We start from the raw sequence: 13244 nt of genomic DNA, 5'->3' as shown, positions 1-13244 counted from the left end.
TATTGCGGTGGAACCACAGTGGGTGCCGAGCGATCAGGACATCGCCGAGGCACAGGTGACCAGCTTCGCGCTGTTCGTCGAGAAGCGCACCGGGCTGTCCCTGCCGGACTATCGAGCCCTGTGGCAGTGGTCGGTGGACGACCTGCCCGGCTTCTGGGGCGCGATCTGGGACTACTTCGATCTCGGCGAGCGGTCCGACGAGGTGCTCGGGAGCACGGAAATGCCCGGCGCACAGTGGTTCCCGGGCACCACGCTGAACTACGTCGAGCAGGTGATGCGGCAGGTCCGCGACGACCGGCCCGCCATCCTGTCCGTCGACGAGACCGGCGAGATCACCGAGATCTCCTGGGCCGCACTGATCGCCACCGCCGCCGCCTTCGCCCACACCCTGCGCGCGCAGGGCGTCGGACCCGGCGATCGGGTCGCCGGGTACCTGCCGAACATCCCCGAGGCCGTCATCGCCTTCCTGGCCACCGCCAGCATCGGGGCCGTCTGGAGCGCCTGCGGTCAGGACTATTCCGCCCAGGCCGCGCTCGACCGGCTCGGGCAGCTGGAACCGAAGGTGCTGGTCACCGCCGACGGCTACCGGTTCGGCGGGAAGGCGCACGACAAGACCGCCGATATCGCCGCCCTGCGCGCCGGACTGCCCTCGCTGGCGGTGACCGTGCTGGTGCCGCGCCTCGGCCTCGAGGTGCCCGACACCCTGGCCTGGGAGAGCGTCGATCCCGGTGACGAGTTCGTCGTGCTCCCGATCGAGGAGGTGGATTTCGCGCACCCGCTGTGGGTGCTGTACTCCTCCGGCACCACCGGCAAGCCCAAGGGCATCGTGCACGGGCACGGCGGCGTGCTGCTCGAGCACCTCAAAGCCGTTGCCGTACAATCGGATATCGGTCCGGACGACACGTTCTTCTGGTACACCAGCCCGAGCTGGATGATGTGGAACTTCCAGGTCGCCGGACTGCTGGTGGGCGCGACCATCGTCTGCTACGACGGCAGCCCCGGCGCGCCGACGCCGGATGCGCTGTGGCAGTTGGCCTCCCGTACCGGCGCGACGGTCCTCGGCACCAGCCCCGGCTATGTCCTGGCCTGCGCCAAGGCCGGATCCGTGCCGCGCACCGACCACGATCTGTCCGCCCTCCGGCTGGTCGGCATCACCGGCTCCTCGCTGCCCCCGTCGTCCTCGCTGTGGCTGCGCGACAATGTCGGCGAGCAGGTGCCGGTGGCCTCGATCAGCGGTGGCACCGATGTGGTGTCCGCCTTCATCGGCGGCGTCCGCACCGTGCCCGTCTGGCCCGGCGAGCTGTCCGCCCCGTACCTCGGTGTGGCCCTGGACGCCTGGGACGAGCAGGGCAATCCGGTGCGCGACGAGGTCGGCGAACTGGTCATCACCAAGCCGATGCCGTCCATGCCGGTGTCGTTCTGGAACGATCCCGACGGCTCCCGCTATCGCGAGGCCTATTTCGAGATGTTCCCCGGCGTATGGCGGCACGGCGACTGGATCACCATTACCGAACACGGCAGCATCGTGGTGCACGGCCGCTCCGATTCCACTCTGAATCGGCAGGGCATCCGGATGGGCAGCGCCGATATCTATCAGGCGGTGGAACGCATACCGCAAATCGCCGAGGCACTGGTGATCGGCGCCGAACAACCGGACGGCGGCTACTGGATGCCGTTGTTCGTGGTGCTGACCCCCGGGACCGAATTGACCGACGAGCTGCGGTCCCGCATCAATGCGACCATTCGTGCCGAAGTGTCCCCGCGACACGTGCCGGACGAAATCATCGCGGCACCCGGCATTCCGCATACTCGCACCGGCAAGAAACTGGAAGTGCCGATCAAGAAACTGTTCCAGGGCGCCGAGGTGTCCACGGTGGTGGCCCCCACGGCCGTCGACGTCCCCGAACTCCTGGACTGGTACGCCGCGCGCAAGCCGAAGTGAGGCGGGTCAGTGTGCACCGGGTAGGCGACGACGCCCGGTGCACACTTCCGATGCCAAGTCCTCATAGCCGACCGCCAATTCGGCCAGGTGCTCCCAGGCAATGGTGAGTTCCCGTCCGGATTCGCGTGCCAGCGCCGCATAGGCGGTGGCGGTGAACCGGGCCAGCCGATCGATGACCGCACCCAGGGTTTCGGTGTGCACCCGGGCCGCGCCATGTGACGGCGGCAATTGCGCGGTCACCCAGCAGTCGATCTGATGCACCAGATCCGTCCGGATGGTGTCGAGTTCGATCAGCTGGGCCGGTTCGGCACTGAGCAGGCGCTCGTGCAGCGCGGTCAGATCCTGCGCCGCGCGTAGTAGTGGATGACCGGGCTGACCAGAACCTCGACAAGCCTCAAGGACCTGGTTCTTGGATGGCAGTGTATCCCTCATCGCGACTCCTATAACGCGACCTGCGAATTCCCAGCACGTTAGTCAGCGCAGATGACAGGGACGTGTCTGCCGGTTCAACACCCCACTTCAATTCCGCTATTGGAAGCTCGCCGTACCCGTTGGGCAAACGGTGAGATCAAGCCGTAGCGCCGCCGTCGATCACCAGATCGTGGCCGATGACGAAAGCGGATTCCGGGGACGCCAGCCACACCACGGCCGCCGCGATCTCCGCCGGATCCCCGACCCGGCCCAGCGGAATTGCCGATGCCACGCGCGCATCGCGATCCGCGCGAGTTTCGCCCGGTCGGAAGGACATTCGCGTATCGGTCGCACCCGGGCTGACCGCATTGATGCGAATGCCGTCACCGATATGGTCACGCGCGGCGGTCTGTGTCAGCACACTGACTGCCGCTTTCGATGCCGCGTAGGCCGCCAGACCTGGACGGCGGCCGTGCGTGCCGATATTCGAGGCCATATTCACGATGACGCCGCCGCCATTGCCGCGCATATGGGCGATCTCGTGTTTCATCGAGAGGAAGACACCGGTCAGGTTGACATCCAGCACCCGGTGCCAGTCGGCATCCTCCAGCTCGCCGACCGGGGCGGGCGTGCCCAGAATTCCGGCATTGTTGAAGGCCACGTGCAGGCCGCCGTGCCGGCGCACGACCTCCTCGATCATGGCCGCGACCTGGTAGCCGTCGGTGACGTCGGCGACTACCCAGTCCACCGTGCCGCCCGCCGGCCGAACTCGTCCGGCCGCGTCGGCCAGCTGCTGCGCATCACGGCCCGCCAGCACCACCGTGGCGCCGAGATCGGCGAAGGCCTGGGCGGTCGCGCCCGCGATCGTGCCCGCGCCGCCGGTGATCAGCACAGTTTTGTCATCGAATCGAGTGCTCATGACGGTTCGTAACTCCTTTTCGGAATGATCGATCTCGAATGTGGGCAGTGGGGAAAGCTGTGGATGAATGGGAAACCTGTTCAGCCGAGCACGGATACGGCCACGCGAGCCGCATCCTGCAGGCGTGCAGCCGAATCCGGCGTGCGCTCGATGACGCGGACTCCTTGGAAGAAGACGAGAAGGAATCGGGCGAGTGCGCGCGGGTCCGCGTCCGCGGCCAGTTCGCCCTGTGCGCGGGCGCGCAGCAGCGCGGAAGTCAACGTCGTTTCGAGGTGTGCCCAGCTGGACTCCACGAGCCGCGCCACCGCCTCGTCGCAGTGCGCCAACTCGACCGCGCTGTTCACGACCATGCAGCCCAGAGATGAATCGGGACTGGACGCTTCGCGCACGAACCGCTGCAGGAGTCCGCGCACCGCGGGCAGGACCGGACCCGGCTGCGACAACTCGTCCATGATCACCGGATCGGTGGTCTCGAGGTAGCGCTGCAGGGCCTTCAGGTAGAGGTCGCGCTTGCCGCCGAAGGTCGAGTAGATGCTCGCCCTCGCAATCCCAAGATGCTCAACCAGATCCGACATGGACGTCGCCTCATAGCCGCGCTCCCAGAACAATTCGAGAGCGCGGCGGAGCATGGTGTCCGGGTCGAACTCCTTGGTCCTCGCCATGGCGAGGACATTACGACTTTCAAGACCAATCGGTCAAATATGGCGGGCTCGGTGGATCTTGCCGAAGTAGGCCTGAATATCGGCCACATGCGCCCGGGGGACGTCCATGGCCAGGAAGTGGTTGCCCGTGTTGCCCTCGGGCCAGTGCACGATCGTGTTGTCGCGATCGGCGAGCCGGCGCATGAGCGGCGAGCCCCCGGCGTACACGCCCACCGGGACCAGCTTCTGGCCGGACGGCCACGCGAAACCATGGTCGCCCAGTCCGTTGTACATGGGCCAGGACGAGGTGGCGGCGGTATCGGAGAACCAGTAGACGCTGACATTGGTCAGCAGCTGGTCGCGGTCCACGGCGTCCTCCAGCCGGTCGGCCAGCGGGGAGAACTCGTCGAACTTGTGGACCAGCCACGCGAGCAGGCCGATGGGGGAGTCGGTCCAGGCGTGCGCGAAGGTCTGCGGCGCCTGGCGGAGCAGGACATGGTGATTCACGCCGGACTGCCACTTCTGCATGAGATCCCATTCGGCGCGTTCCCCGGCCGTCATGGTCGGGACGTCCGCCTCGGTGGGCAGGCCGATGCCGCCGTCGATGTGCACGCCGACCAGGTGGCCGGGGGCCGCGATCGCCATCTCCTGCACCACGTACGCACCCAGATCCCCGCCTTGCGCGCCGTAGCTTTCGTAACCCAGGCGGGCCATGAGCTCGACCCACATGCGAGCCACGTGCCGCGGCCGCATGCCCGGTTCGCGCGGCGCCGCCGAGAATCCGAAACCCGGCACCGAAGGGATCACCACATGGAACGCTTGTGCCGACTCCATGCCGTGCGCTCGCGGATTCGTCAGCAGGGGAATGGTTTTCGTGAACTCCACGAAGCTGTTCGGCCAGCCGTGGGTGAGGATGAGCGGCAGCGCGTCCGGGTCGTCCGAGCGCACATGCAGGAAGTGCACGTCCAGCCCGTCGATCTCGGTCAGGAACTGCGGGAATTCATTGAGCGCCGCTTCCTGTGCGCGCCAGTCGAATTCGGTGCGCCAGTATTCGGCCAGCTCGCGCAGATAGGCCACCGGGACACCGCGCTCCCAGCTCTGTCCCGGGAGTTGCCGGGTCCAGCGGGCTCGCGCCAGCCGGTCGAGGAGGTCATCGAGATCGGACTGCGGGATGGCGATGCGGAACGGGCGGATATCGGTGCTGGTCATCGTGACTCCTGACGTCGGGCGGACGATCCGCGGACGACGGTAGGAGTCATATAGGACTATTCTCGTCCTACTTCGAGCGGAGGATGGCGGGTATGAGCGACACGTCGGCACGACTGCTGCGGCTGCTGTCCCTGCTGCAGACGCCGCGCGAATGGCCCGGCAGCGAACTCGCCGAACGCCTCGGCGTTACCGATCGCACCGTGCGCCGCGACATCGACCGCCTCCGCGATCTCGGCTACCCCGTCGCGGCCACCATGGGCGCCACCGGCGGCTACCGCCTGGTCGCCGGGGCCGCCATGCCGCCACTGCTGGTCGACGACGAGGAGGCCGTCGCCATCGCGGTCGGCCTCCGGGCGGCCGCGGGGTCCGCCATCGCCGGCATCGAGGAAGCGTCCGTCCGGGCGCTCACCAAGATCGAGCAGGTACTGCCCGCCAAACTGCGCCGCCGGGTGCGAGTCTTGGGAGCCGCCACCGTCCCGCCCCGCTCCGGCGCAACCCCCGTCGACCCGGAGCTCCTCACCGCCCTGGCCGCAGCCGTGACCAACAGGGAGCGAATCCGCTTCGCCTACGAAGCAGCCAACGGCACCGAAACCCGCCGCAACACCGAGCCTGTCGGCTTGGTCCCCCACCGGCACCGCTGGTACCTCGTCGCCTTCGACCTCGACCGCAACGACTGGCGCGTCTTCCGCGCCGACCGAATCCACCGCCTCCACCCCACCGGCGCCCGCTTCACCCCACGCGACCTCCCCGCCGCCAACCCCGCCGCCTACGTAACCGGCGAGCGAACCGACTGGGGCACCCCAACCCTGCACTTCCAGGTCGACATCGCGGCTCCCGCCGAAGCCGTAATCGGCCGGCTGGGCGAAGGCCCCGGCGACATCATCCCGCACGGACCAAACACCTGCGCCCTGAACATGTCCCGAGACGACCTCCCCGAATGGGTAGCACACCGCCTCCTGGAGCTGGGCGTCGAATTCGAAGTGCACAGCCCCCAACAACTCACCGACGAGCTGCGAAAAATCCGCGATCGCGCCGCCCGCGCAATAGAAGCCAAAAGCTAAAGAACCAAAACCCAAAAGATCAAAAGATTAAAAGACAAGAGATGCCTGGAGAAGGGAGAGGGCCGGGCTCACCTCCGCGCCTGCACCTTCCAGCCCCCTCACCTTTGAAGCCGCATGTGGGGTTACTGCAGGAGGTATTCCCTCGGATCACGGGGTTGGGGTCGCCGCACGATGGCTTGCGCCCGTTGGGGACACTGCGGATCGGTAGTGAAGCCGGGGATCGACCTTCCGGCGGGCGGCAGTGTGGTGAGGACAGGGAGCCGACGGGCTGGGTTGATTCGTGCTGCCCGGGATGGGGTCACCAGCCTCGTGGGTTCGTGCGTTGGCGGGAATGCGGGAATCACGCGGCCCGTGAACCCACCTCTGGCAACTGGATTCGATGGCAGTGGCGACCTGCTGCCCCACGTGATGTCTGTCGTTCAGGCGAGGAATGCCGGTGGGGTCAAGACGTTTCGGAGCAATCCAACCAGTACGCCCCCGATAGGGGGAATCCTTGCCCACCACAACGGTTTTCCAACCGTCGGCACTGTCATTGACCAGCGCATGGCAGTGATCGCACACCAAGGTCAGATTGGTCAGATCCGTGGGTCCACCCTTGGCCCAGTCGGTGATGTGGTGCACCGCGCACATAGACGCGGGCGCATCGCATCCCGGTCGGGTGCAGCCCTTGTCGCGGGCGATCAACGCCAGGCGCTGTGCCGGGGTGGCCAGTCGCTCGCAGCGGCCCAGGTACAGCGGCAGCCCGTCGGCATCGAGGACCGCCAGCACCGGCCGGGTGCCCTCGGCCATCTTCAACGCCTCGTTGATGCTCACGTGGCCGCCCGAGGCGGTGGTCGCGACCCCGGCCCCGCGCTCCAGGTCGGCGAGGTTCATGGTGAGGACAGCTTGCACCGGCAGGCCGCGGTGTGAGCCGAGCTTGGCCGGGTCGACGCCGGGCTGCAGCAGCGCGAACAGCGCGTCGTGGGTGCGCTGACCGGCGTCGCGGCGGTCGCGGCGGGCGGCGGCCTCGAGGGCCTTCGAATCGATGACACCGGCGGTGGCGGTGGGGCTTTCGGGGTCTTCGAGGTTGCACATGCCCGGGCGCGCGAACTTCGCGAAGACGGCATCGAGCAGGGTACGCAGTTCGGGGGTGATCCAGCCTTCGATCCAGGACATGCCATCGATGCCGGGGCGGCACAGCAGGATTCCGCGCTTGCGGCGGCGGTCGGTGTCGGAGACGACCTTGCCGTCGGGGTCGACGCGGGCGAGTATGTCGCGGCCGATCTTGGGCAGGTCGTCGGGCCAGCCGATACGGGAGTGGTCGACGAGGATGTGCTCGGCTTCCGCGCGGGATTCGGCGGGTATGTCGGCGGGCAGGTGGTTCATCACGTCGATGATGTTGCGGACGTGGTCGCGTGAGATGTCGCCTGCTTCATAGGCTTCGGCGGTCTCGGCGAGGGTGGGCGGGCGCAGGTGGCCGGTGGGTTCGAAGAATTCTCCGCACTGCCGGGTGATCTTCACTCGCACCGACGCGTCGTACTTCGACAACCCCAACGTCTGGCGCAGGAACGGCACCAGGTCCCCTGCCCCGCTGGTTTCGTGCAGGGATCGATCCGCGGCCTCGATGATCAGGCGTGAATCCAGCGCGGACAGTTGGCGTTTGCAGGTTTCCAGGCGCTGCATCAACTCCACGACATCGGCGTCGGAGAATTGCTTCAGGCTGGTGTTCGAAAGGGTCTGGACTGCGGTCGCCAATTCGGCGATACCGCAGCTCTCCAGCACTTCCCCCTTCGAATTCATGCCTCTATTCTATCGCTGCCGCAATAGCCTAGGAACCCGAATTGTCGGGTATCCCTGCATATTTCAAGAAGCCAATGCCGTATTATGTTGTGTAAGAACGCCATCCACCATTCGATACACGCTGTCCATCTGATCCAAATGCGACAGATCGTGCGTCACCAGCAAGGTCGACGCTCCATGCTCCCGCACGATCCCGACGATCAGATCGATGATGGCCGCCCCGCGCTCCTGATCCAACGCACTGGTCGGCTCGTCGATGACCAGCAGTGACGGGTCGTTCATCAGGGCGCGCGCGATGTTCACCCGCTGCCGCTGTCCGCCCGACAGCTGAGCCGGCCGCTTGTTCTCGTGCCCCGAGAGCCCCACGGCCGCCAGCAGATCCCGTGCGCGCGACCGAGCTGCGCGCCGCTTGGCGGGTGAGACGAACCAGCTCTGCCCCAGGTGCACCATGGCCTCGAGCTGCTCGACGGCGGTCAGCGCCGGGACCAGATTGGACTGCTGGAACACGATGCCGATCGAGCTGCGACGCAGGGTCGCGGCGTCGCGCCGGCTCAGCGAGGCGAGATCGATGGTGCCCGTGGCGGTTTCGAGCTCGACCCGCCCCGAATCCGGGCGCAGCAGGGTGGAGACGGTGGCCAGCAGGGTCGATTTGCCGGAGCCGGACGGCCCGGTGATGGCCGCGATCTCGCCGCCGCCCACGCGCAGGTTCACGTGGTCGAGGGCGGTGATGCGGTCCGTGCCGTCCGGGAAGGTGAGGGTCAGATCCAAAACGGTCAGTGCGTTGGTCATCGCAATGCTCCTGGGAGGCAAGGGGAGTGTGGTCATCAGCGGGCCTGGTTGAGGGCGGTGAGGGGATCGGTGGTGACGAGGAATCGCAATGCGAAGGCCGCGCCGAGCAGACCGAGCGCGATCAGCGCCGCGGCCGGGAACAGCGTGGTGCTCGCACTGAGCACGAAAGGCACTGCGCCGCCCATGAATACGCCCGCCACGGCGGTCAGGCCGACACCGACGCCGACACCGAGCAGCAGCACGATCAGCGCCTGGCTCAGGGCATCCCGGATCAGGGAGCCGGTGGTCGCGCCCAGCGCCTTCAGCGTCGCGATGTCCGGCTGCCGCTGCACGGTCCACACCGTGAAGAACGCGCCGATCACCAGCGCCGAGATGGCGAACAGCATGACGGTCATCAGGGTCAGCGACCCGTTCTCGGCCTGGTACGACGACATCGCGGACAGCGAGTCCTTGCTGCTGGTCGTGGTGGTGTGCGCGGTCGCGTTCACCGCGGACTGATCGCTCACGCCGGACACCGCGAGGATGGTGGCCGCGCCCGCGTGGGGGTTGAGGGACTGCCAGTCCGCCAACGTCATCCACACCACGGGGGTGTGCGCGTACCAGTCGTCATCGGTCACGCCCTGCACGGTGTAGGAGGCCGAGCCCAGATCGACGGTGTCGCCGGTCTTGGCGTCGAGGTCCTTGGCGGCGGCCTTGGACAGGATCACCGAGCCCGGATCGGTTGCCACACGCTTGCCGAAAGGCGTGCCCTGGACGCCGAACAGTGCCACCTGGGTGGGCGACGCGCCGTCGAGGGTGGCGCGGGTGCGGCTGATGCCGATCGGATCGACGGTGCCGCCCGCCGCCTGCCACGTCTGCACCTGCTCGGTGCTCAAGGTGGACGCGTCGAAGGAAGGGGAGGACCCGGTGTCGGAGAAGACGACCGTGTCGGTGTTGAGGGACTGGATGGCGGAGATGTTCTGGTGCGCCAATCCGGCCGTCAGGCCGCTGAGAAAGCTCACCAGCAGCGCGACCAGCGTGACCACCAGGGAAATGAGGAGGAAGCGGCCGCGGGCGGCCCGCAGATCTCTGAGTGCGACGAACATGATTCCACTGTGTCGTCGCGGACCTCGAAAACCATCGTCGAGCAGGACGGTTCCCGGACCAGCCAAGGGTGGGGCGGCGTTTCCTACTTTCGATGGATGCCGCGGCAATAGCCGGGCATAAGCTGGTCGCGTGCACCGCTCGCCACTCACCCCGGTCTTCTCCGCCCTGCAGGCGGGACTGCATGTCATGGTGGTGGCGCTCACCATCGTGGTGGCGGTGCAGGAGTTCCTGACGGGTTCGCATCGCGTGCCGGTCGTGGTGCTCGCGAGCGTCTTTCTCGGCGTCTACTTCGCCGGCGGCCGGTTCCGTCGCGATCTTCCTGCGGCCCGGGTGTGGCTGGGCCTGTTGACGCTGCTGTGGCTGGGCCTGGTGATCGTGGCTCCGCTGGCGGTGTACCTGGTGTTCGGACTGTTCTTCCTGTATCTCCATCTGCTGCCGCGCAATTGGGGGCTGCTCGCGGTGACCGCGGCCACGGTGGTGTCGGTGGTCGGGTTCGCCGCACACCGCGGCTGGACGGTGGCGGGTGTGATCGGCCCGCTGCTCGGCGCCCTGGTCGCAGTGGCCATCGGGCTCGGCTACCAGGCGCTGTTCCGGGAGGCCGCCGAACGGCAGCGCCTCATCGACGAATTGCTCGCCACCAGAAACACTCTCGCCGAACAGGAACGCACCGCGGGCAAGATGGCCGAGCGGGAACGCCTGGCCCAGGAGATCCACGACACGGTTGCCCAGGGCCTCAGCAGTATTCAACTGCTGCTGCACGCCGTCGAGCGCGCCGCTCCGGAGCATCCGGCGCTGGAGAAGATCCGGCTGGCCCGCGAGACCGCCGCCGACAGCCTGGTCGAAACCCGCCAGCTCATCGCGGAACTCACGCCCGCCGCACTCGAAGGCCAGTCCCTCGCCGGTGCGCTGCACCGCATTGCCGAGCGGGCCGCCGCGCCCGGCCTGGATGCTCAGGTGCTGGTCGAGGGGGAGCCGCAGGCGCTGCCCATGTCCATGGAGGCCGCCCTGGTCCGCATCACCCAGGGCGCGGTCTCGAATGTGGTGCGGCACGCCCACGCTCAGCGCATGCGGGTCACCCTCACCTACGCCGATGACGCCGTGCACCTGGACGTGGTCGATGACGGCGTCGGCATCGATCCCGCGGTGCTGGCCGAATCCCCTTCCGGCAGCTTCGGTCTCAATGCCATGCGCAGCCGCGTGGAGCAGCAGGGCGGCACCATGGATGTCGAATCCGAACCCGGCCACACCGCGGTCACCGTCTCCTTCCCCCTGGAGGAGCAGCCCACCTTCCCCTCGGAGCAGAAATGATCCGCATCCTCCTCGCCGACGACCACGCCATCGTCCGCGCGGGCCTGCGCGCGCTGCTGGACTCCAGCGTCGCCGAAACCGATTGCGACGATATCGAAGTCGTGGGCGAGGTGGCGACCGCCGAAGAGTCCGTGGCCTTCTGCTCGACCACCCCCGTCGACCTGGTCCTGATGGATCTGCGCTTCGGCCCCGGCAAGTCCGGCGCGGACGCCACCGCGGCCCTGCGCGATCTCCCGAATCCGCCGAATGTCCTGGTGGTCACCAACTACGACACCGACGCCGACATCCTCGGCGCGATCGAAGCGGGCGCGGTCGGCTACATCCTCAAGGACACCCCGCCCGCCGAACTGCTGGCCGCCGTCCGCTCGGCCGCCGAGGGGGAGAGCGTCCTGTCGCCCTCGGTCGCCTCGCGTCTCATGACGCGAGTCCGCAAGCCCGACACCACCTTGAGTCCCCGCGAGATCGAGGTCCTCCGCCTGGTGGCCGACGGCCATTCCAACCGGGAGATCGGCAAGCGCCTGTTCCTCTCCGAGACCACCGTGAAATCCCACCTGGTCCACATCTATTCGAAGCTCGGCGTCAAATCCCGAACCTCCGCCGTGGCCCGGGCTCGCGAGCGCGGGGCCATCTGAGGTCGTACGGTGTCGCCCATGGCCTCACTGTCCGATCAGCGTGTACGCGACTTCCTGACCGAGGGCACCCGGACCGGCAAGCTCGCCTTCGTGGCGAGCGACGGCCGCCCCCTGGTGGCGCCCGTCTGGTTCATCCTCGAAGGCGACGAGATCGTCTTCAACACCGGCAAGGACACGGCCAAGGGCCGCTCGATCCAGCGCGACGGCCGCCTGAGCCTCTGCGTGGACGTCTCCGCACCCCCGTACTCCTTCGTTCAGGTCCAGGGTGTGGCCGAAGTCTCCGAGGACCCGGACGAACTGCTCCGCACCGCTACCGACATCGCCGCCCGCTACATGGGCCCCGGCCGCGCCGACGAATTCGGCAAGCGCAATGCCGTCCCCGGCGAACTCGTGGTCCGCCTCCGCCCCACCAAGATCGTCACCAACTTCTCGGTCAGCGGCTGATCGCGGAGCTGGTGGCGGCCGGGCGGTTCGCCTGAGCGGGTGTGCGAGACTCGGCCGATGACAGTGCACTTCATCGGGGCCGGGCCGGGGGCGGCGGATCTGCTGACCGTACGGGCGGTCGAGCTGCTGCGGCGGTCGCCGGTGTGCCTGTACGCGGGGACCTATCTGGATCCCGAGGTGCTGGGGCACTGCGCGCCGGATGCCGAGCTGATCGATACCCAGCGGCTGGATCTGGACGAGATCGTCGCGCACTGTGCGCGGGCACACGCCGAGGGCAAGGACGTCGCGCGCTTGTGCTCGGGCGATCCCTCCTTGTATTCAGCGCTCACCGAGCAGAAGCGCAGGCTGGACGACCTGGGAATCCCCTGGGACGTGACGCCCGGGGTGCCGGCGTACGCGGCCGCCGCGGCGCTGCTGGGTGCGGAGCTCACCGTGCCGGAGCAGGTGCAGTCGGTTGTGTTGACCCGCACGCAGGCGCGGTCGACCGCGATGCCGGAATCGGAGGCGCTGGCAAATTTCGCGCGCACCCGGGCGACCCTGATCCTGCATCTCGCCATCACCCGGATCCGGACCCTCGCGCAGGAGCTGGTTCCCGACTACGGCGCGGACTGCCCGGTGGCGGTGGTCTACCGTGCGACCCAGCCTGAACAGCAGGTTCTCCGCGGCACCCTGGCCGATATCGCCGATCGCGTGGAGGCGGCCGGACTGCGGCAGGCGGCTGTGATTCTCGTCGGTCCCGCGTTGGCCGAAACCCTGAACTGTGCCCAGTCGCATCTGTACGATCCTGCTCGCGATAGGTCGCACATCACTGGCTGAAGGTACGAAATGCGATGATAGTTAAGGGCTATGGCCCTTTCTTATTGTCGCTTGCGCGCTGACGGTAGATTGGACCGAGTGTCCGTCACCAAGTTTGCGACTGTGGCTGCCCTGCAGCGGCCGACGGGTGTGGTCGCGCCCATGTAACAAGATCGGCCAGCTGGGGGGATACCCCAGGGAGTCTCAATTTACGGTGAAGTGAGCCCC

13 protein-coding genes are annotated in these 13244 nt (G+C 67.5%); 6 read left to right on the top strand and 7 right to left on the bottom strand.

Features of this window, described 5'->3' with window-relative positions; genetic code table 11:
* The first annotated feature begins 7 nt into the window (after nucleotides 1-7).
* Nucleotides 8-1942, top strand: a complete 1935-nt coding sequence (locus ACFXIV_RS10750; protein WP_379397207.1) for an acetoacetate--CoA ligase — start codon at nucleotides 8-10, stop codon at nucleotides 1940-1942.
* 6 nt (nucleotides 1943-1948) lie between these two features.
* Here ACFXIV_RS10750 and ACFXIV_RS10745 read toward each other — a convergent pair whose 3' ends face one another.
* The 4 genes from ACFXIV_RS10745 to ACFXIV_RS10730 all read right to left on the bottom strand — a co-directional run bounded on the left by ACFXIV_RS10745 (nucleotide 1949) and on the right by ACFXIV_RS10730 (nucleotide 5122).
* On the bottom strand, nucleotides 1949-2374 hold the full coding sequence (locus tag ACFXIV_RS10745) for a DUF4254 domain-containing protein (protein ID WP_379397209.1): 426 nt from the start codon (nucleotides 2372-2374) through the stop codon (nucleotides 1949-1951).
* A gap of 136 nt (nucleotides 2375-2510) precedes the next feature.
* Nucleotides 2511-3272 carry an SDR family NAD(P)-dependent oxidoreductase gene (locus ACFXIV_RS10740; RefSeq protein ID WP_379397211.1) on the bottom strand — a complete coding sequence of 254 codons (762 nt, stop codon included), beginning with the start codon at nucleotides 3270-3272 and terminating at the stop codon, nucleotides 2511-2513.
* Between the two features lie 80 nt (nucleotides 3273-3352).
* Complete coding sequence (locus tag ACFXIV_RS10735) at nucleotides 3353-3934, bottom strand: TetR/AcrR family transcriptional regulator (protein ID WP_379397213.1); 582 nt, start codon at nucleotides 3932-3934, stop codon at nucleotides 3353-3355.
* A 33-nt stretch (nucleotides 3935-3967) separates the two neighbouring features.
* Nucleotides 3968-5122 (bottom strand): epoxide hydrolase family protein, encoded by a 1155-nt coding sequence (locus ACFXIV_RS10730; RefSeq protein ID WP_379397215.1) that lies wholly within the window; start codon nucleotides 5120-5122, stop codon nucleotides 3968-3970.
* A 92-nt stretch (nucleotides 5123-5214) separates the two neighbouring features.
* On the opposite strand from ACFXIV_RS10730, the gene ACFXIV_RS10725 reads away from it, so the two are divergent.
* Complete coding sequence (locus tag ACFXIV_RS10725) at nucleotides 5215-6183, top strand: helix-turn-helix transcriptional regulator (RefSeq protein WP_379397217.1); 969 nt, start codon at nucleotides 5215-5217, stop codon at nucleotides 6181-6183.
* A 147-nt stretch (nucleotides 6184-6330) separates the two neighbouring features.
* Here ACFXIV_RS10725 and ACFXIV_RS10720 read toward each other — a convergent pair whose 3' ends face one another.
* The 3 genes from ACFXIV_RS10720 to ACFXIV_RS10710 all read right to left on the bottom strand — a co-directional run bounded on the left by ACFXIV_RS10720 (nucleotide 6331) and on the right by ACFXIV_RS10710 (nucleotide 9836).
* Nucleotides 6331-7962: a DUF222 domain-containing protein gene (locus ACFXIV_RS10720; RefSeq protein ID WP_379397218.1), complete on the bottom strand. Its 1632-nt coding sequence runs from the start codon at nucleotides 7960-7962 to the stop codon at nucleotides 6331-6333.
* A gap of 63 nt (nucleotides 7963-8025) precedes the next feature.
* Complete coding sequence (locus ACFXIV_RS10715; protein ID WP_379397220.1) at nucleotides 8026-8751, bottom strand: ABC transporter ATP-binding protein; 726 nt, start codon at nucleotides 8749-8751, stop codon at nucleotides 8026-8028.
* A 35-nt stretch (nucleotides 8752-8786) separates the two neighbouring features.
* Entirely contained in the window at nucleotides 8787-9836 is a 1050-nt protein-coding gene (locus ACFXIV_RS10710; RefSeq protein WP_379397222.1) for an ABC transporter permease, read from the bottom strand.
* Nucleotides 9837-9966: 130 nt separating this feature from the next.
* Here ACFXIV_RS10710 and ACFXIV_RS10705 point away from each other — a divergent pair, with 130 nt between their 5' ends.
* The 4 genes from ACFXIV_RS10705 to cobM are packed head-to-tail and all read left to right on the top strand — an operon-like array spanning nucleotide 9967 to nucleotide 13037.
* The gene (locus tag ACFXIV_RS10705) at nucleotides 9967-11145 is read left to right on the top strand and encodes a sensor histidine kinase (protein ID WP_379397224.1); all 1179 of its coding nucleotides are present in this window, start codon (nucleotides 9967-9969) and stop codon (nucleotides 11143-11145) included.
* Entirely contained in the window at nucleotides 11142-11777 is a 636-nt protein-coding gene (locus ACFXIV_RS10700; RefSeq protein ID WP_033090529.1) for a response regulator transcription factor, read from the top strand. The genes ACFXIV_RS10705 and ACFXIV_RS10700 overlap by 4 nt, the downstream gene beginning before the upstream one ends.
* 18 nt (nucleotides 11778-11795) lie before the next feature.
* Entirely contained in the window at nucleotides 11796-12221 is a 426-nt protein-coding gene (locus ACFXIV_RS10695) for a PPOX class F420-dependent oxidoreductase (protein WP_379397226.1), read from the top strand.
* Nucleotides 12222-12278: 57 nt separating this feature from the next.
* Nucleotides 12279-13037, top strand: coding sequence for a precorrin-4 C(11)-methyltransferase (gene cobM, locus ACFXIV_RS10690; RefSeq protein ID WP_379397228.1), 759 nt, complete (start codon nucleotides 12279-12281; stop codon nucleotides 13035-13037).
* Nucleotides 13038-13244 lie beyond the last annotated feature (207 nt).

Origin of the sequence: Nocardia sp. NPDC059236 (assembly GCF_042754085.1) — a bacterium.
GTDB lineage: Bacteria > Actinomycetota > Actinomycetes > Mycobacteriales > Mycobacteriaceae > Nocardia.
This window is presented reverse-complemented; position numbering and strand designations above follow the sequence as displayed.

Bases quoted from the DNA above. Each gene is read 5' to 3' on its own strand.
- ACFXIV_RS10745 (WP_379397209.1), bottom strand. From the start codon at position 2,374: ATGAGGGATACACTGCCATCCAAGAACCAGGTCCTTGAGGCTTGTCGA.
- ACFXIV_RS10740 (WP_379397211.1), bottom strand. From the start codon at position 3,272: ATGAGCACTCGATTCGATGACAAAACTGTGCTGATCACCGGCGGCGCG.
- ACFXIV_RS10735 (WP_379397213.1), bottom strand. From the start codon at position 3,934: ATGGCGAGGACCAAGGAGTTCGACCCGGACACCATGCTCCGCCGCGCT.
- ACFXIV_RS10730 (WP_379397215.1), bottom strand. From the start codon at position 5,122: ATGACCAGCACCGATATCCGCCCGTTCCGCATCGCCATCCCGCAGTCC.
- ACFXIV_RS10725 (WP_379397217.1), top strand. From the start codon at position 5,215: ATGAGCGACACGTCGGCACGACTGCTGCGGCTGCTGTCCCTGCTGCAG.
- ACFXIV_RS10720 (WP_379397218.1), bottom strand. From the start codon at position 7,962: ATGAATTCGAAGGGGGAAGTGCTGGAGAGCTGCGGTATCGCCGAATTG.
- ACFXIV_RS10715 (WP_379397220.1), bottom strand. From the start codon at position 8,751: ATGACCAACGCACTGACCGTTTTGGATCTGACCCTCACCTTCCCGGAC.
- ACFXIV_RS10710 (WP_379397222.1), bottom strand. From the start codon at position 9,836: ATGTTCGTCGCACTCAGAGATCTGCGGGCCGCCCGCGGCCGCTTCCTC.
- ACFXIV_RS10700 (WP_033090529.1), top strand. From the start codon at position 11,142: ATGATCCGCATCCTCCTCGCCGACGACCACGCCATCGTCCGCGCGGGC.
- ACFXIV_RS10695 (WP_379397226.1), top strand. From the start codon at position 11,796: ATGGCCTCACTGTCCGATCAGCGTGTACGCGACTTCCTGACCGAGGGC.
- cobM (WP_379397228.1), top strand. From the start codon at position 12,279: ATGACAGTGCACTTCATCGGGGCCGGGCCGGGGGCGGCGGATCTGCTG.